We start from the raw sequence: 17,808 nt of genomic DNA, 5'->3' as shown, positions 1-17,808 counted from the left end.
GCCCGTCGCAGGGTGGGCATACGGCCCTGGGCTGGTACAAGGGGCGGGTTTCCTGAGACCGAACCTACGCGACGGGCATACGACGCACCGACCCACGCCCCCTCCCGCCGGTGGGCAAGTGGCGGGTAGTTGGGCGTGCGGGCTTCCCTCGGGGTGCGTGCTTCCTCCGGGCGCGGTGAGCCGCAGGCTTTCGCTTTTCGGGGGCGCGGGGAACTGCGCGACAAGCCACGACGCACCCGCAGCCGCGACACGACGTGTCACCCCCACCCCCGTAGGCACCCGCCCGACCGCCGGAGGCAGGGGCGCGGGGAACTGCGCGACCAGCCACGACGGCGCTGCAGCCGCCCACGAACCCCTGCCCACCAGCCCCGTAGGCACCGTCAAACGTTGGTAGCTGCCACCCAACGATCAAGCGTCCGCTTCGCCGCCCCGGAGTCGATCGACTCCGCCGCCTTCTCCATCCCCGCCCGGAGCTGGTCCGCGAGCGGACCGTCCCCCGGGGACAACGCCACCAGCGCCGCCGCCGAGTTCAGCAGCACCGCTTCGCGAACCGGACCGGTCTCCCCACCGAGCAACCGCCGTGCCACGTCCGCGTTGTACGACGCGTCAGCGCCCCGCAGCGCCTCGACCGGTACCAACTCGATGCCGACGTCACGCGGATCGAACGACTCCTCCCGCACCTTCCCGTCCCGTACGACCCAGACACGGGACGTGGACGTGGTGGTCAGCTCGTCGAGGCCGTCGTCGCCGCGGAAGACGAGGGACGAGTTGCCGCGGTCGGCGAGGACGCCGGCCACGATGGGTGCCATCCGCGCGTCGGCGACTCCGACGGCCTGCGCCTTCACTCGGGCCGGGTTGGTCAGCGGCCCCAGGAGGTTGAAGGTCGTCCGGATGCCCAACTGCGCCCGCGCCGCGCCCACATGCCGTAGCGCCGGATGGAACTTCACCGCGAAGCAGAAGGTGATCCCGGCCTCCTCGGCCACCTCGGCCACCCGCTGCGGCGTCAGCTCCAGATTGACGCCCAGCTTCTCCAGCACGTCCGAGGCTCCGGAGGCCGACGAGGCGGCCCGGTTGCCGTGCTTGACGACCTTCGCCCCGGTCCCGGCGATCACGATCGCCGACATCGTGGAGATGTTGACGGTCTTCGCCCCGTCCCCACCCGTACCGACGATGTCGACGGTGTCCCCCGACACCTCGATCAGATTGGCGTGCTCGTACATCGTCCGTACGAGGCCGGAGATCTCCTCGACGGTCTCTCCCTTGGCCCGCAGCGCCACCGCGAACCCGGCGATCTGCGCGTCGGTCGCCTCGCCGCGCATGATCAGGTCCATCGCCCAGGCCGTGTCGTCCGCGCTCAGGTCGCGTCCGTCCAGCAGTCCGTTCAGCAGCGCAGGCCAGGAACGGCCCGCCGCGGTGTCGCCTCCAGCGGGGTTCACAGCGCTCATAAGCCGCTCCTGGGTCCGTCCCGGAAAGGGACTCCTGTAGGGATGAGGCCCACCCTATCCAGCCCCGGGACGGCAAAGAGCCCCGTCCATGCATTGGACGGGGCTCCAGCCGTGGCGAAACGGTCGAACGATCTGAGATCAGTGGTGGCCGTGGCCGCTCGTGATCTCCCGGTACTCCTCGGCGGACGGCTTGGGGATCTGGCTGTCCTCCCCGTAGTACGCCTTGCTGAGCTTGGACCGCAGCTTCTGCGGGGCCTTCACCTTGCGCTCGACGCCGTTCTCGTCGACCGCCGGGCCGATCTCGGCGGGCTCGTACTGCTCGTGCGAGGTGAGCACGTGCAGCTGCTCCTGGCTGAGCGGCTCGTGGACCTCGATGAACTCACCGTGCGGCAGGCGCTTGATGATGCCGGACTCGCGGCCGTGCAGCACCTTGTCCTTGTCACGGCGCTGCAGGCCGAGACAGATCCGCTTGGTGACGATGAACGCGACGACCGGTCCGAGGAAGAACCCGATCCGGACGAACCAGGTGACCGCGTTGATCGACAGATGGAAGGACGTCGCGACGATGTCGTTGCCACCGCCGATCAGCATGATCATGTAGCCGGTGATCCACGCGACGCCGAAGGCGGTACGCGTCGGGGCGTTGCGCGGCCGGTCCAGGATGTGGTGCTCGCGCTTGTCCCCGGTGATCCAGGACTCGATGAACGGATAGGCCGCGATCATCATGAGGAAGACGCCGAAGAGCAGCAGCGGGATGAACACGCCCAGGACGAGCGTATGGCCCGCGATATTGATCTCCCAGCCGGGCATGGCGCGGATCAGTCCCTCGGCGAAGCCCATGTACCAGTCGGGTTGAGCACCCGTGGACACCTGGTCCGCGCGATACGGGCCCAGTACCCAGATCGGGTTGATGGTCGCGACCGCGGCGAGGGCGGAGATGAACCCGAAGACCAGGAAGAAGAAGCCTCCGGCCTTGGCCATGTAGACCGGCAGCAGCGGCATGCCGACGACGTTCTTGTTCGATCGGCCGGCGCCCGCGAACTGCGTGTGCTTGTGGTAGAAGACCAGGATCAGGTGGCCGACCACGAGCCCGAGCATGATGCCCGGCAACAGCAGGATGTGGATCGAGTAGAACCGTGCGACGAAGTCGCCGCCCGGGAACTCCCCGCCGAACAGGAACATCGAGATGTACGTACCGACGATCGGCACGGACAGGATCGCGCCCTGTGTGAAGCGGACACCGGTGCCGGAGAGCAGGTCGTCCGGGAGCGAGTAGCCGGTGAAGCCGGTGAACATGCCCAGGACGAACAGCAGGAAGCCGAACAGCCAGTTGATCTCACGCGGCTTGCGGAACGCGCCGGTGAAGAAGACGCGCATCATGTGCACGAACATGCCGGCCAGGAAGACGATCGCGGCCCAGTGGTGGATCTGCCGGATGAGCAGACCGCCGCGTACGTCGAAGCTGATGTCCAGCGTGGAGGCGTACGCCTCCGACATCAGCTGGCCCTGCATCGGCACGTAACTGCCGTGGTACTCGATCTCGTTCATCGACGGGTGGAAGAACAGCGTCAGATACACACCCGTGAGGATGATGATGATGAAGCTGTAGAGGCAGATCTCACCCAGCATGAAGGACCAGTGGTCCGGGAAGATCTTGCGCATATTGGCCTTGGCCAGGCCGTAGATGCCGAGGCGGCCATCGGCCCAGTCGGCGACCCGCTCGCCCGCGGGTGCCTTGCGGCGGTCGTCGTCGTGTGAGGTGCTCATCCGCGCTCCCAGAAAGCAGGACCGACGGGCTCTTCGAAGTCGCCGAGCGCCTCGAGGTAGCCCTCGTCGTTCACGGCGATCCGCAGCTGCGGAAGGGCGTGACCAGCGGGGCCGAAGATCACTCGGGCACCGTCGGAGAGGTCGAAGGTGGACTGGTGACAGGGGCAGAGGACGTGGTGCGTCTGCTGCTCGTACAGGGAGATCGGGCAGCCGACGTGGGTGCAGATCTTCGAGTACGCCACGATGCCCTCGTGGGACCACTCGAGCTCGCGCTTGTCCTTGATGTCGTCCGGCTGCAGCCGGACGATCATCAGGGCCGCCTTGGCGATCTCGTTCTGGAAATCGTGGTCGTGCTCCTCCAGGCCCTCGGGCTTGGCGAAGGTCAGTGAACCGACCGCGACGTCGGAGGGACGCAGCGGCTCGTCCGTGTTCATGTTGACGAGCAGCTTGCCCTTGGCCCACAGCGTGTGCCGCAGCTTGTCCTCCGGCAGCGGACCGAGGTCACGCAGGAGGACGACGCCGGAGAGCGGGAACAGGGCCAGCGCGCCGAACATCGTGTTGCGGATCAGCTTGCGGCGGCCGAGCGCGGAGTCCTTGGCACCCTGCCGGAAGTCCTCCATGACCTTGGCCTTGACCTCGGGCGTGGCCTCGATCGCGTGCCGCTCGTCGACGAGTTCCACGTCGGACATCAGGGTGCGGGCCCAGTGGACCGCGCCCGCGCCGATGGCGAACAGCGCCACACCGAGGGTCATACCGAGCGCGAAGTTCAGCGCGCTGATGTGCCCGAGCGGCCAGATGTAGACCGCCTTGTCGACCGGGATCGCCACGAACGAGGCGATGAAGCCGACGGTGGCCAGCATCGACAGCGTGAACAGGAGGGCGACCGCACGCTCGGACCGCCTGGCGGCCCGCTCGTCGATGTCCTGGATCCGGTGCTCGTGGGGCGGCAGCCCCGGGTCCGCGAACGGATGCTTCTCGCCCGGGACGGCTACCTCACCGTGCTCGTCGGCGGCCCGCTCTTCGGGCAGGTTCTCTTCTGGAGTTTCTTGGCTACTCATGACTTCTTGGCCTTTGCGGTCCGGGCGGCGACCCACACGGCGACGGCGATCAGTCCACCGAGACCGAAGATCCAGCCGAACAGGCCCTCGCTGACCGGCCCGAGGCCGCCCAGCTCAAGACCGCCGGGGCTCTCCGTCTTGTCGCTGTTGACCTCGTCGAGGTACGCGATGATGTCCTTCTTGTTCTTCTCCGACAGCGTCGTGTCGGGGAAGGACGGCATGTTCTGCGGGCCGGTCTGCATGGCCTCGTAGAGGTGCTTCTGCGATACGCCTTCCAGGCTCGGCGCGTACTTGCCGTTCGTCAACGCGCCGCCCTTGCCGGTGAAGTTGTGGCACTGCGCGCAGTTGGTACGGAAGAGCTCGCCGCCCTTGGCGATGTCCGCGCCCTCCGGGTTGTACTGGTTCTCGGTCGGCACGGAGGGACCGGCACCCAGCGAGGCGATGTACGCCGCGAGCTGGTCGATCTCGGCCTGCGAGTAGATGTTCTTCTTCTTCGGCACCTGAGCGCCGGGCTGCTGCGCCGGCATACGGCCGGTGCCGACCTGGAAGTCGACGGCCGCGGCGCCCACGCCCACCAGGCTCGGACCGTCTGAGGTGCCCTTACCGCCGGTGCCGTGGCAACTGGCGCAGCCCACGGCATAGAGCTTCTGTCCCTCGTCGATGGTGAGGGACTGGGCGGTCTCATCGGCCTTGGCCTTGTCCGCGGGGGCAACCAGGGTGTACAGCCCCCCGGTGCATGCCAGCGCGATGAGTAGGACGACGAGCGCCGCCAGCGGATGGCGTCGTCGTGCGGAGAGCTTTTTCACGGATTACCCCGGTGTCAGGATCTTCTGCGTCGATGCTTCTGGACTGTGCGCGGGAGCGGGCCCGGCTACTTGATCATGTAGATCGTGGCGAAGAGGCCGATCCAGACGACATCGACGAAGTGCCAGTAGTAGGACACGACGATGGCGGCGGTCGCCTGCTCGTGCGTGAACCTGTGGGCCGCGTAGGTGCGCCCCAGGACCAGCAGGAAGGCGATGAGACCACCCGTCACGTGCAGGCCGTGGAAGCCGGTGGTCAGGTAGAACACCGAGCCGTACGGGTCGGACGAGAGCGAGAGGCCCTCGTGCTTGACCAGCTCCGTGTACTCGAACACCTGACCGCCGATGAAGATCGCACCCATGATGAAGGTGACGATGAACCAGCCCCGGAGCTTCTTCACATCGCCGCGCTCGGCGGCGAACACGCCGAGCTGGCAGGTGAGGGAGGAGAGCACCAGGATCGTGGTGTTGGCCGCCGAGAACGGGAAGTTGAGGGTGTCCGCCATCTCCTTCCAGTGATCCGGCCCGGTCACCGATCGCAGGGTGAAGTACATCGCGAAGAGGGCCGCGAAGAACATCAGCTCGGAACTCAGCCAGATGATGGTTCCGACGCTGGTGAGGTTCGGCCGGTTGACCGACGGGTGCGCGTGCCCGGTATCTACTGTCGTTGCTGTCGCCACGACCGACATTATGTCGGTCGCTTATCCCGCCCTCACCCCGGGGGGTGCCGTTCGGGGTGTCTGTGGGCTGTGTGCTGCCCGTATGGCTCATGGAAGCGCTGTCGGGACCGGTGTGTGCGGGGTGTTCGAGGGAGTAGCATCCGCGCATCGGTCCATGTCCGATCGGTCCATGTCCGTACGACGCCGAAGTCGAAGTCACGGAGGAACAATGCAGCCGACCGCCACGGTGCTGGTCTACAGCGACGACTCCAACACCCGGGAGCAGGTGCGGCTTGCCACCGGCCGCCGGCCGGCCAGTGACGTTCCGCAGGTCGAGTTCCTGGAGTGCGCCACGCCCGCGGCGGTGCTGAAGGAGCTGGACCGGGGTGGGATCGACGTCTGTGTGCTGGACGGCGAGGCCGTTCCCATGGGGGGCATGGGGGTCTGCCGGCAGATCAAGGACGAGGTCTTCAACTGCCCGCCCGTGCTGTTGCTCATCGGGCGGCCTCAGGACGCCTGGCTGGCCACGTGGAGCCGTGCGGACGCCACCGCGATCCTGCCGGTGGAGCCGGTGGAGTTCGCGTCGGCTCTGGCCTCTTTGCTGCGGCAGAAGGCTTTGAGCGCCTGAGAGCTACACCGACTCCGGGCGCCTGAGAGCTACACCGACTCCGGCTGCAGCCGTGCCCTGTCCTCCGGGCGGGGGCCCTCCACCAGGGCGCTGCCCTTGCGCCATTTCTGCCAGGGCAGGTTCCAGTCGCCGAAGCCGTTGCCGAAGGCGGGCATCGTGTCGCCGTACGAGTTGACGACCTTGACGATGTCGCCGGGGCGTACGGTCTTGAAGAACCAGGCGGCGTTTCCGGTGCTCATGCCGGTGCAGCCGTGGCTGACGTTGGCGGAGCCCTGGGAGCCGGTGGACCAGGGTGCGGCGTGCACGTACTCGCCGCTCCAGGTGACCCGGGTCGCGTAGTACACGGGCAGGTCGTACGACTCCGAGCTGCCCTCGGCGATGCCGATGCTGGTACCGCGCATCCGTACGAAGTATTCCTTGCCCAGCACGACCTTGACGCCGTTGCGGGTCTCGAAGCCTGGCTTGCCGGTGGTGACGGGAATCTGCTTGATCACCTCGCCGTTCCGGTAGACCGCCATCGAGTGCGCCGAGGCGTCCGTCACGGCCTCGACGCGGTCGCCCGTGGTGAGCTTCAGGGGCTTGGCCCTGCCGCCCCAGAGCCGCTCGGCGACCTTGATGCCGGCGAGGTTGCTGTACGCGCGGATGGTGGCGTGGGCGGGCCAGTACTCCTTGGGGCGGTAGTGCAGGGTCTTGGCGTCCACCCAGTGCCAGCCGCCCTCCACCGCGGGCTGCGAGACGACCTTGAGGGCGCGCTCGACCACCGCCCGGGCCACCTTGTCCTTGAGGGGGGCGCTGAGCTCGGCGGTGACGGGCTGGCCGACGCCGTACGTGCCCGCGTCGGGGCCGAACTTCACATTGAGCCGCTTCTTCGTGGTGGGCCTGCTGGTGTCGAACGCGAGGACCTTGCGCCCTGGCGCTCCGTCCTCGTCCTCCGTGCTCACCCGCACCGTGTAGCGGGCGCCCGCGGCGAGCGGTGAGGTGCTGTGCCAGCGGGTGCCGTCGGCGGAGAGTTCGCCCGCCACGTACCTGCCTGCCGCGTCCGTGGCCGTCACGTCGGTGATGCGCCCGTCGGAGCCCTCGGCGGTGATCTCCAGGGGCTTGTCCGGGTCGGCCTTCTTGCCGTCGTCCACGGGGGCGTTGAGGGAGACCTGTTCCGCCGCGTCGTACGGCTCGGCCGAGAGCGGGTGGCCGTCGGAGCTGCAGGCCGTGATGCCCGCGCCCAGGGAGACCACCAGCAGGGTGCAGCTCGTGACGGTGCGGTTTCGCGGTGAGTGGCTCATGGGCTCAACGTAAGAACGCCCGTCCACTCCGGCGCGGCGAGTGGCCCGTGTGGGGGACGCGATGCCCGGCGAACGAGGGAGCCCGGACCCTCCTGACGGAGTGTCCGGGCTCCAGAGCGCTCAGCGCGTGTTACTGGGTGCGGTTCTCACCGCGGTAGTACTCGAAGACCCAGCCCCACAGGCCGATCAGGATGATCGGCAGCGAGAAGTACAGCAGCCACCAGCCGAAGACGACGCCCATGAAGGCGAGCGCGCCACCGATGCCGAGGGAGAGCGGCTGCCAGCTGTGCGGGCTGAAGAAGCCGATCTCGCCGGCGTCGTCCGCGACGTCGGCCTCCTTGTTGTCCTGGGCACCCACGTCGACCCGCCGGGCCGTGAAGGCCAGGTAGTAGCCGATCATGATGCTCAGGCCGAAGCCCAGGAAGAGCGCCGTGGTGCCGGCCGGCTCCTTCGACCACACGCCGTAGACGATCGCCATGGCGAGGATGAAGACGGCCAGCCAGATGAACATCTTGCCCTGGATCTTCACTTGCCGGCCTCCTTGCCACCAGCGAGGGACTTCTCGGCGGGACCGACGTTCTCGAGCTGGTCGATGGCGGCGATCTCCGGGTGGTGCAGGTCGAACGCCGGGGATTCGCTGCGGATCCGCGGCAGGGTGAGGAAGTTGTGCCGCGGCGGCGGGCAGGACGTCGCCCACTCAAGCGAACGGCCGTAGCCCCACGGGTCGTCGACCTCGACCTTCTTGCCGTACTTGGCGGTCTTCCACACGTTGTAGAAGAACGGCAGGATCGACAGGCCGAGCAGGAACGAGCTGATCGTCGAGATCGTGTTCAGCGCCGTGAAGCCGTCGGCCGCGAGATAGTCCGCGTACCGCCGCGGCATGCCCTCGGCACCCAGCCAGTGCTGGACGAGGAAGGTGCCGTGGAAGCCGATGAACAGCGTCCAGAAGGTGATCTTCCCGAGGCGTTCGTCGAGCATCTTGCCCGTCATCTTCGGCCACCAGAAGTGGAAGCCGGAGAACATCGCGAACACCACCGTGCCGAACACCACGTAGTGGAAGTGCGCCACCACGAAGTACGAGTCCGAGACGTGGAAGTCCATCGGCGGCGAGGCCAGGATGACGCCGGTCAGACCACCGAAGGTGAAGGTGATCAGGAAGCCGGTGGCCCACAGCATCGGGGTCTCGAACGACAAGGACCCCTTCCACATGGTGCCGATCCAGTTGAAGAACTTCACGCCTGTTGGGACGGCGATCAGGAACGTCATGAAGGAGAAGAACGGCAGCAGCACACCGCCGGTGACGTACATGTGGTGCGCCCACACCGTCACCGACAGGCCGGCGATCGCGATGGTCGCGCCGATCAGGCCCATGTAGCCGAACATCGGCTTGCGGGAGAAGACCGGGATGACCTCGGAGATGATGCCGAAGAACGGCAGCGCGATGATGTACACCTCTGGATGGCCGAAGAACCAGAAGAGGTGTTGCCACAGCAACGCGCCACCATTCGCGGCATCGAAGATATGTGCCCCGAACTTCCGATCCGCCTCCAGCGCGAACAGCGCGGCCGCCAGCACCGGGAAGGCCAGCAGCACCAGCACCGCGGTGAGCAGCACGTTCCACACGAAGATCGGCATGCGGAACATGGTCATGCCCGGGGCGCGCATGCAGATGATGGTGGTGATGAAGTTGACCGCGCCGAGGATGGTGCCGAACCCGGAGAACGCCAGACCCATGATCCACATGTCGGCGCCGATGCCCGGCGAGCGGACCGCGTCGGACAGCGGGGAGTAGGCGAACCAGCCGAAGTCGGCGGCGCCCTGCGGGGTGAGGAAGCCCCCGACGGCGATCAGCGAGCCGAACAGGTACAGCCAGTAGGCGAACATGTTCAGCCGCGGGAACGCCACATCCGGGGCGCCGATCTGCAGCGGCATGATCCAGTTGGTGAAGCCGGCGAACAGCGGCGTCGCGAACATCAGCAGCATGATCGTGCCGTGCATCGTGAACGCCTGGTTGAACTGCTCGTTCGACATCAGCTGGTTGCCGGGACGGGCCAGTTCGGCGCGCATCAGCAGCGCCATCACGCCGCCGATGACGAAGAACGCGAACGACGTGACCAGATACAGCGTGCCGATCGTCTTGTGGTCCGTGGTCGTCAGCCACTTGACCACCACGTTGCCCGGCTGCCTGCGCCGTACCGGGAGTTCGTTCTGGTACGTCTCTTCCGGCGCGGGGGCACCCTGAGGTTCGTTGAGGATGCTCACAGTTGGTTCGTCTCCCGGTTCTTCTCGTGGTCCGTCTGCTCGATACCGGCCGGGACGTAACCGGTCTGGCCCTTCTTCACGAGCTCCCTGAGGTGGGCCTCATAACGCTCGGGAGAGACGACCTTCACGTTGAAGAGCATCCGGGAGTGATCGACGCCGCACAGTTCGGCGCACTTGCCCAGGAAGGTGCCCTCCTTGTTGGGGGTCACCTGGAAGGCGTTGGTGTGGCCCGGGATGACGTCCTGCTTCATCAGGAACGGCACCACCCAGAAGGAGTGGATGACGTCACGCGAAGTGAGGACGAAGCGGACCGTCTTGCCCTTGGGGAGCCAGAGGGTCGGACCGGGGTTGTTCGTCTGCGGATTCCGCGTGCCGGGCGTGCCGACGTCGTAGACACCGCCGGCGTTCGCCGGGAAGTCGTCCTTGAACCGGGTCGGAATCGCGTCCAGGTTCTCGTTGGTCTTCGCGTCGCCGTCCGAACCTTCGACGTTCTCGATGTAGTTGAAGCCCCAGCTCCACTGGTAGCCCACGACGTTGATCGTCACGTCGGGCTTCTTGGAGGTGTCGAGGAGCTCCGACTCGTCGCGGGCGGTGAAGTAGAAGAGCACCGAGACGATGATGAGCGGGACCACGGTGTACAGCGCCTCGATGGGCATGTTGTACCGGGTCTGCGGGGGAACCTCGACCTTGGTGCGGCTGCGCCGGTGGAAGATGGTGCTCCACAGGATCAGGCCCCACACCAGCACGCCGGTGGCGAGCGCGGCAGCCCAGGAGCCCTGCCACAGGGAGAGGATCCGCGGAGCCTCTTCCGTGGTCGGGGTCGGCATACCGAGGCGGGGGAAGTCTTCCCAGTTGTACGAGCAACCAGAGGCTGTCGCCAGAACCAGGCCCGCAGTCAGTGCCTGCAGCAGCTTCCGCCGGAGCGGGCGCCGCGGCGTGGGGGTACCGCCCGCGCCCCCCGGGGCGTGGGGGAGGTCGGAGCCGTTGGGACTCACGTAGCGCCTTCCCGAGAGTCTCGCCCGCGCGTGTTGGCTGCGGCCTTCTCGGTGGTCGGTCGCCGCCCTGCGTCGGGCAGGGGTTTGGATGTTTATGCGGACCAAACCCTAGCCGACGCCCTCCGGGGGTTCGCGGGGAGGGGGCCCCTCCGTGCCGCCGGTTAGCCGAAGGGTCGTTGGGGCGCCTAATAGCTCGGGGGTGCGGCTATGTGTCGCGAGTGCGGGTGCGTTGTGGTTGATCGCGCAGTTCCCCGCGCCCCTGGGGTCCGCTGCCCTCAGGTCTGCTGCCCCGCTGGAAGTAGCGTTGTTGTGTGGCCTACTTTGATGCTGCTTCCGCCGCCCCTCTCCATCCCGTTGCCCGGCAGGCCCTGCAGGCCTCGCTCGACGAGGGGTGGGCCGATCCCGCCCGGCTCTACCGCGAGGGGCGGCGTGCCCGGCTGTTGCTCGACGCGGCGCGTGAGGCGGCCGCCGAGGCGGTGGGGTGCCGGCCGGACGAGCTGGTCTTCACCTCCTCGGGCACGCGCGCGGTGCACTCCGGGATCGCGGGCGCGCTGGCGGGGCGCCGCCGTGTCGGACGCCACCTGATCGTGTCCGCCGTCGAACACTCTTCGGTGCTTCACACGGCGGAGGTCCACCGGGCCGAGGGCGGGACGGTGACCGAAGTGCCCGTTCTGCGCACAGGCGCGGTCTCCCCGGACGCATACGCCGCCGCCCTCCGCCCCGACACCGCGCTCGCCTGCCTCCAGTCGGCCAACCACGAGGTGGGTACGGAGCAGCCGGTCGCCGCCGTCGCCGCCGCGTGCCGTGAGGCGGGCGTACCGCTTCTGGTGGACGCGGCGCAGTCGTTGGCCTGGGGGCCGGTCGAGGGCGACTGGTCGCTGCTGACGGGCAGTGCCCACAAGTGGGGCGGACCGTCGGGTGTCGGGCTTCTCGTCGTACGAAAGGGGGTGCGGTACGCCCCTCAGGGCCCCGTCGACGAACGGGAGTCGGGCCGCGCTCCCGGCTTCGAGAACATTCCCGGGATCGTCGCCGCGGCGGCCTCGCTGCGTGCCGTGCGGGCGGAGGCGGCCGCCGAGTCGGCCCGTCTGCGGGAGTTGACGGACCGGATCCGTACACGGGTGCCGGAACTGGTCCCGGACGTGGAGGTGGTGGGCGACCCGGAGCGCCGGCTCCCCCACCTGCTCACGTTCTCCTGTCTCTATGTCGACGGAGAGACCTTGCTGCACGAGCTGGACCGCGAGGACTTCTCGGTGTCGTCCGGATCGTCCTGCACAAGCAGCACGCTGACGCCGAGCCATGTGCTGAAGGCGATGGGCGTACTGACCGAGGGCAACGTCCGCGTGTCACTGCCCCTGGGCACGCCCGGGGAAGATGTGGACCGTTTCCTGGAGGTGCTGCCGGGCGCGGTCTCGACGGTGCGCGAGAAGCTGGGCGCCCCGGTCCACGCGCCGAAGGCGCCCGCCGCCGAGAACACCCTCGTCGTGGACGCCCTCGGCAAGCGCTGCCCGATCCCGGTCATCGAACTCGCGAAGGTCATCGGCGACGTACCGCCGGGCGGCACGATCCGCGTCCTCTCCGACGACGAGGCGGCCCGGCTCGACATCCCCGCCTGGTGCGCTATGCGGGGGCAGGAGTACGTCGGGGAGGAGCCGGCGGACCACGGTTCGGCCTACGTGGTCCGCCGTATGTCGTAACCGGGAACGGTCAGGCCAGGTGCGCCTGGACCTCCGCCGCCGCCTCATGCCCGTACGCCTTGGTGAAGCGGTCCATGAAGTGGGCGCGGTGGAGCTCGTACTCCTGGGTGCCGGTGGTCTCGATGACCAGCGTGGCGAGCATGCAGCCGACCTGGGCGGCGCGCTCGTGCGAGACGCCCCAGGCCAGGCCCGAGAGGAAGCCCGCGCGGAACGCGTCGCCGACGCCCGTCGGGTCCGCCTTCACCGTCTCCTCCGGGACGCCGACCTCGATCGTGTCCTCGCCGACGGCCTCGATACGGACGCCGCGCGCCCCGAGAGTCGTCACACGGTGGCCGACCTTGGCGAGGATCTCGGCGTCCGTCCAGCCGGTCTTGGACTCGATGAGCCCCTTCTCGTACTCGTTCGAGAAGAGGTACGTCGCGCCGTCCAGCAGTATGCGGATCTCCTCGCCGTCCATGCGCGCGATCTGCTGGGAGAAGTCGGCGGCGAAGGGGATCTCGCGGGTCCGGCACTCCTCGGTGTGCCGGAGCATCGCCTCGGGGTCGTCCGCGCCGATGAGGACGAGGTCGAGCCCGCCCACACGGTCGGCGACATGCTTGAGTTCGATGAGCCGGGCCTCGCTCATGGCGCCGGTGTAGAAGGAGCCGATCTGGTTGTGGTCGGCGTCCGTGGTGCAGACGAAGCGGGCGGTGTGCAGCACCTCCGAGATGCGTACGGACGCGGTGTCGACGCCGTGCCGGTCCAGCCAGGCCCGGTACTCGTCGAAGTCGGCGCCGGCGGCTCCGACCAGGATCGGCCGGGAGCCGAGCTGGCCCATGCCGAAAGCGATGTTCGCGCCCACACCTCCCCTGCGTACGTCCAGTTTGTCGACCAGGAATGAGAGGGAGACCGTGTGCAGCTGGTCGCCGACCAGCTGGTCGGCGAATCGGCCGGGGAAGGTCATGAGGTGGTCGTTGGCGATGGAGCCGGTGACTGCGATACGCACGGCTAGGAACACACTCCTGCGAGGAGGGAGATTGACAGTTCACGCTATCGGGTCAGCCCTGCTACTTCGAAGCGGGCAGAACTACCCGATAGTAGGGCTTTTGGCGCAGGGCTTGCGGTGCATACGGTTCCGTTATGACGAACCTCAAGATCCACGGCTCCGCTCCGGTCGGGCTCGAAGGCGGCTTGGAGCTCGAAGGCGGTCTCGCGGAGCTGCGCGGCGACTGTGCCCGGATGGTGCCGCACTGGACCGCACCCGCCCGGATCACTGCCCTCCCGGTGTCCCCTTCACTCATCCACGGCGTGACGGTCCCACCGGCTTCTGCGCGGCTCCTGGACGCCATGTCGGACTACGGCGACTGAGCGCTCCGCAGGAACGCTCCGCTGGAAGGGCGGTGTGAACCTGCGGGCCGGTGGGGGCTGGTCGCGCAGTTCCCCGCGCCCCTTACGGGGCGCGGGGCAGCACCGGACTTACCAAGGCCTCCTGGAAGGGAACCATGCGCTCCCCCGCCGCGTCCCATCGCTGTCCCCTGTAAAGGGGAGATGAGATACGACCCTGCTGCGCCCTGCCCCCGTCAGGGCTGGGTCTCATGGGACCGCGGTGCGGTAGAAGGAGCGATGCGGTGAACACCGAGCGACCCGATGACGAAGCGGGCCGGGACGAGGCCGCCCAGGACGAAGCCGTCCAGGACGAAACTGTCCGGGACGAAGCCGTCCGGGACGAAGCCGTTCTGCCGCGCCGGAGGCGTTTCGTGGCCGTCGCCTCGGTCGCGGCCGCGGTGCTGCTCGTCGGAGGCGGCGGGGCGTACTTCGCCACGACCGCGTCGGACGGCGGCGATGACCGGGGCGGTTCCGGAACGCCGGGAGGCGACGGCCCTCCCCCACCGCTCGCCCTGGACGGCTACACAGAGAGCGGTACGGGCGACACGAACGGCATCGCGCCCGGCGAGCCCGACCCGAACAGCACGAAGTACCGCGTCGAGGGCAAGCTCCCCGGCGGTCCCGACTCCGCGCCCGTGTATCGCGCGAAGGGCGAGGTCACGGCCGCCGAGGTGGCCGCGCTCGCCAAGGCCCTCGGTGTGGAGGGCAAGCCGACGGCGGAGGGCGAGGCCTGGAGGGTCGGGGCCACCAAGGACGGTTCGGGGCCGAGCCTCCGGGTGAACAAGAAGGCGCCCGGCATCTGGACGTTCAGCCGTTTCGCCCCCGGCACCGACAACTGCGAGAGCACCACGGTGTGCAAGAGCGGCGGGGCCGCCGAGGACCCCAAGGTCGACCCGGTGAGCGTGGACGCCGCGAAGAAGGCGGCCGCGCCCGTCCTGAAGGCGGTCGGCCAGGACGACGCCAAGCTCGACGCGACCCAGCTCATGGGCACGAAACGCGCGGTGAACGCCGAGCCGCAGGTCGGCGGGCTGCCGACGTACGGCTGGACGACCGGTGTCCAGGTGGGCGCGGACGGTCAAGTGGTGGGCGGCAGCGGCCAGTTGAAGGCGCCGGTGAAGGGGGACACGTATCCCGTCCTCGGTGCGCAGAAGACGCTCGAACTGCTGAACCGGTCCGGGACCGACGGGCGCGTGGGCATCGGTGGGTGCGCCAGCCCCGTACCCCTGGCGGAGACGGTCGAGGACCCGTGCGGGCCGACGACCTTGATGATCGAGCCTGCCGCGGTCGTCGAGCGCGCCACGTTCGGTCTGGCGGCGCAGCTCGTGGACGGGCGGCAGGCGCTGGTGCCCTCCTGGCTCTTCGAGGTACGGCCCGAGGGGGCCAAGGGTGCCGGGGAGAGCTTCACGGTGACGCATCCGGCGGTCGAGCCGAAGTATCTGACCTCGCCGGAGCAGCCGGGCGACACCCCGACGGCGAAGCCGAGCCCGCAGCCGAGCGGTCCCGGTGACGAGCCTCCCGCCGAGCCGAGCACGGCGCCGACGCAGCGGGATGTCAGGGTCGAGGGCTACAGCGCGGACGACAAGAAGCTGACCGTGCGCTTCACGGGCGGGGTGTGCAGCGACTACTCGGCGTCGGCCGAGGAGAAGGGCGACACCGTGACGGTCAAGGTGACCGAGAAGCCGTGGAAGGACAAGGTCTGCATCATGATCGCCAAAACCTTCCACAAGACGGTCGAGCTGAAGGAACCGCTCGGGGACCGCAAGGTTGTGAGTACGGACGGCAAGGCGCTGCCGCTGGAGAAGGACTTGCCGAAGCTGACCAAGTAGGCCGCCAAGGAGGCCTTGAACACGCGAAGGCGGCGCCCCGTTGGAGGGGGCGCCGCCTTTCTGCGTCACGCGGCCTTCTGCGTTACGAGGCCGGGCTCGGGGTCAGCTGAAGGAGTCGCCGCAGGCGCAGGAACCCGTCGCGTTCGGGTTGTCGATCGTGAAGCCCTGCTTCTCGATCGTGTCCACGAAGTCGATGGAGGCGCCGCCCAGGTACGGAGCGCTCATGCGGTCGGTGACGACCTTCACACCACCGAACTCCTTGACGACGTCGCCGTCAAGGGAGCGCTCGTCGAAGAAGAGCTGGTACCGCAGGCCGGAGCAGCCGCCGGGCTGAACGGCGACGCGCAGTGCCAGATCGTCGCGGCCTTCCTGCTCGAGCAGGCCCTTGACCTTGGCCGCGGCGGCGTCCGACAGGAGGATGCCGTCGCTCACGGTGGTGGTCTCGTCCGATACGGACATCTGCTTCTCTCCCGGGTTGTACGGAGACTGCTTGCCGACGGTTGCAACCGGCGGGGCCGCGGATTCATTCCGGGCCGAGCGTGTGTCTTTCGGTTCTCTCTTCTCCCTCCTCATGCTCGCACACGCGGCTGGAAGCGGAAAACGTCCTGTGGACAACCCGGTGGCAGACCGGTGGGCAACCCGAAAGACGCTTCCCTGTCACCTGCCGTACGAGTCACCGGGATTCACGTCACATCGACGCTATGGGCATCGTCAAAGTGACGTGAAGCGGTTATGATAGATAACGTCATTTCGACGAAAAGGCTTGTTCCGCTTGATCGTTCCAGGTGATTCAAGCGAGCCGCAGAACAGAAAGGGTGCGTGTTTCGTGACCACCGCCCAGACCCAGGAGCTCGACGTACAGCCGACGCCCCTCGCCCTGCTGCTGCTCGGCCGTGAGGCCGACCCCAGGAGCGAGCGGGGCGTCGAGTGTCCCGGTGACCTGCCCTCGCCGTCCGACCCGGACCTGGTGGAGCGCGCCCGTGCGGCCAAGGAGAAGCTCGGGGACAAGGTCTTCGTGCTCGGCCACCACTACCAGCGCGACGAGGTCATCCAGTTCGCGGATGTCACCGGGGACTCCTTCAAGCTCGCCCGGGACGCCGCCGCCCGCCCCGAGGCCGAGTACATCGTCTTCTGCGGTGTGCACTTCATGGCGGAGTCGGCGGACATCCTGACCGGCGACGACCAGAAGGTCGTACTCCCCGACCTCGCCGCCGGCTGTTCCATGGCCGACATGGCGACGGCCGAGCAGGTCGCCGAGTGCTGGGACGTACTGGCCGAGGCCGGGATAGCCGAGCAGGTCGTGCCCGTCTCGTACATGAACTCCTCGGCGGACATCAAGGCGTTCACCGGCAAGCACGGCGGCACGATCTGCACGTCGTCGAACGCCAAGCGGGCCCTGGAGTGGGCCTTCGAGCAGGGCGAGAAGGTGCTCTTCCTGCCCGACCAGCACCTGGGGCGGAACACCGCGGTGCGGGACATGGGGATGTCGCTCGACGACTGCGTCGTCTACAACCCGCACAGGCCGAACGGCGGCCTGACCGTCGAGCAGCTGCGCGACGCGAAGATGATCCTGTGGCGCGGGCACTGCTCGGTGCACGGGCGCTTCTCGGTGGAGAGCGTGGAGGACGTGCGTGCGCGGATTCCGGGCGTCAATGTGCTCGTGCACCCCGAGTGCAAGCACGAGGTCGTGGCCGCCGCCGATTACGTGGGGTCCACGGAACACATCATCAAGACCCTGGAGGAGGCTCCTGCGGGCTCCAAGTGGGCGATCGGTACGGAGCTGAACCTGGTCCGCCGTCTGGCGAACCGTTTCGCGTCCGAGGACAAGGAGATCGTCTTCCTCGACAAGACGGTCTGCTTCTGCTCGACCATGAACCGCATCGATCTGCCGCACCTGGTCTGGGCGCTGGAGTCGCTGGCCGAGGGCAATCTCGTCAACCAGATCGAGGTCGACCGGGAGACCGAGCAGTTCGCGAAGCTGGCGCTGGAGCGGATGCTGGCGCTGCCGTAACCCGGTGCCCGATCC

The 17,808-nt window shown here is 68.0% G+C and carries 16 protein-coding genes; 5 read left to right on the top strand and 11 right to left on the bottom strand.

Annotated features, from left to right (window positions below):
* Positions 1-380: 380 nt before the first annotated feature.
* The 5 genes from trpD to ctaE all read right to left on the bottom strand — a co-directional run bounded on the left by trpD (position 381) and on the right by ctaE (position 5,762).
* The gene (gene trpD, locus G5C60_RS23715) at positions 381-1,445 is read right to left on the bottom strand and encodes an anthranilate phosphoribosyltransferase (RefSeq protein ID WP_165262578.1); all 1,065 of its coding nucleotides are present in this window, start codon (positions 1,443-1,445) and stop codon (positions 381-383) included.
* A gap of 138 nt (positions 1,446-1,583) precedes the next feature.
* Positions 1,584-3,212 carry a cytochrome bc1 complex cytochrome b subunit gene (qcrB, locus tag G5C60_RS23710; protein WP_165262576.1) on the bottom strand — a complete coding sequence of 543 codons (1,629 nt, stop codon included), beginning with the start codon at positions 3,210-3,212 and terminating at the stop codon, positions 1,584-1,586.
* Positions 3,209-4,270, bottom strand: coding sequence for a cytochrome bc1 complex Rieske iron-sulfur subunit (qcrA, locus tag G5C60_RS23705; protein ID WP_165262574.1), 1,062 nt, complete (start codon positions 4,268-4,270; stop codon positions 3,209-3,211). The genes qcrB and qcrA overlap by 4 nt, the downstream gene beginning before the upstream one ends.
* Entirely contained in the window at positions 4,267-5,076 is an 810-nt protein-coding gene (qcrC, locus tag G5C60_RS23700) for a cytochrome bc1 complex diheme cytochrome c subunit (RefSeq protein WP_165262572.1), read from the bottom strand. Before qcrC ends, qcrA begins: the two co-directional genes overlap by 4 nt.
* Positions 5,077-5,141: 65 nt before the next feature.
* Entirely contained in the window at positions 5,142-5,762 is a 621-nt protein-coding gene (gene ctaE, locus G5C60_RS23695; RefSeq protein ID WP_165262570.1) for an aa3-type cytochrome oxidase subunit III, read from the bottom strand.
* A 199-nt stretch (positions 5,763-5,961) separates the two neighbouring features.
* Between ctaE and G5C60_RS23690 the strand changes: the two genes are divergently transcribed.
* A complete protein-coding gene (locus G5C60_RS23690; RefSeq protein ID WP_165262568.1) occupies positions 5,962-6,360 on the top strand; it encodes a response regulator in 399 nt (132 codons plus the stop codon).
* Between the two features lie 29 nt (positions 6,361-6,389).
* On the opposite strand, the gene G5C60_RS23685 is transcribed toward G5C60_RS23690, so the two are convergent.
* The 4 genes from G5C60_RS23685 to ctaC all read right to left on the bottom strand — a co-directional run bounded on the left by G5C60_RS23685 (position 6,390) and on the right by ctaC (position 10,897).
* Complete coding sequence (locus tag G5C60_RS23685; RefSeq protein ID WP_165262566.1) at positions 6,390-7,640, bottom strand: L,D-transpeptidase; 1,251 nt, start codon at positions 7,638-7,640, stop codon at positions 6,390-6,392.
* Positions 7,641-7,770: 130 nt separating this feature from the next.
* Positions 7,771-8,169, bottom strand: a complete 399-nt coding sequence (locus tag G5C60_RS23680; protein ID WP_165262564.1) for an aa3-type cytochrome oxidase subunit IV — start codon at positions 8,167-8,169, stop codon at positions 7,771-7,773.
* Complete coding sequence (gene ctaD / locus G5C60_RS23675; RefSeq protein WP_165262562.1) at positions 8,166-9,902, bottom strand: aa3-type cytochrome oxidase subunit I; 1,737 nt, start codon at positions 9,900-9,902, stop codon at positions 8,166-8,168. Before ctaD ends, G5C60_RS23680 begins: the two co-directional genes overlap by 4 nt.
* A complete protein-coding gene (gene ctaC / locus G5C60_RS23670; protein ID WP_165262560.1) occupies positions 9,899-10,897 on the bottom strand; it encodes an aa3-type cytochrome oxidase subunit II in 999 nt (332 codons plus the stop codon). Before ctaC ends, ctaD begins: the two co-directional genes overlap by 4 nt.
* Positions 10,898-11,208: 311 nt before the next feature.
* Here ctaC and G5C60_RS23665 point away from each other — a divergent pair, with 311 nt between their 5' ends.
* Positions 11,209-12,591 carry an aminotransferase class V-fold PLP-dependent enzyme gene (locus G5C60_RS23665; RefSeq protein WP_165262558.1) on the top strand — a complete coding sequence of 461 codons (1,383 nt, stop codon included), beginning with the start codon at positions 11,209-11,211 and terminating at the stop codon, positions 12,589-12,591.
* Positions 12,592-12,601: 10 nt separating this feature from the next.
* Here G5C60_RS23665 and G5C60_RS23660 read toward each other — a convergent pair whose 3' ends face one another.
* A complete protein-coding gene (locus G5C60_RS23660; RefSeq protein ID WP_165262556.1) occupies positions 12,602-13,576 on the bottom strand; it encodes a PfkB family carbohydrate kinase in 975 nt (324 codons plus the stop codon).
* Between the two features lie 134 nt (positions 13,577-13,710).
* On the opposite strand from G5C60_RS23660, the gene G5C60_RS23655 reads away from it, so the two are divergent.
* Together G5C60_RS23655 and G5C60_RS23650 are read left to right on the top strand one after the other, a co-directional pair.
* Positions 13,711-13,938: a hypothetical protein gene (locus G5C60_RS23655; protein ID WP_165262554.1), complete on the top strand. Its 228-nt coding sequence runs from the start codon at positions 13,711-13,713 to the stop codon at positions 13,936-13,938.
* Between the two features lie 260 nt (positions 13,939-14,198).
* Positions 14,199-15,782 carry a hypothetical protein gene (locus G5C60_RS23650; protein ID WP_165262552.1) on the top strand — a complete coding sequence of 528 codons (1,584 nt, stop codon included), beginning with the start codon at positions 14,199-14,201 and terminating at the stop codon, positions 15,780-15,782.
* A gap of 102 nt (positions 15,783-15,884) precedes the next feature.
* Here the strand turns inward: G5C60_RS23650 and G5C60_RS23645 are convergent, their stop codons facing one another.
* Positions 15,885-16,241, bottom strand: coding sequence for a HesB/IscA family protein (locus G5C60_RS23645; protein ID WP_165262550.1), 357 nt, complete (start codon positions 16,239-16,241; stop codon positions 15,885-15,887).
* Between the two features lie 367 nt (positions 16,242-16,608).
* Between G5C60_RS23645 and nadA the strand changes: the two genes are divergently transcribed.
* Entirely contained in the window at positions 16,609-17,793 is a 1,185-nt protein-coding gene (gene nadA / locus G5C60_RS23640; protein WP_165262548.1) for a quinolinate synthase NadA, read from the top strand.
* Positions 17,794-17,808: the final 15 nt, after the last annotated feature.

The sequence above is a fragment of the Streptomyces scabichelini genome (assembly GCF_011045015.1).
Lineage (GTDB): Bacteria > Actinomycetota > Actinomycetes > Streptomycetales > Streptomycetaceae > Streptomyces > Streptomyces scabichelini.
This window is presented reverse-complemented; position numbering and strand designations above follow the sequence as displayed.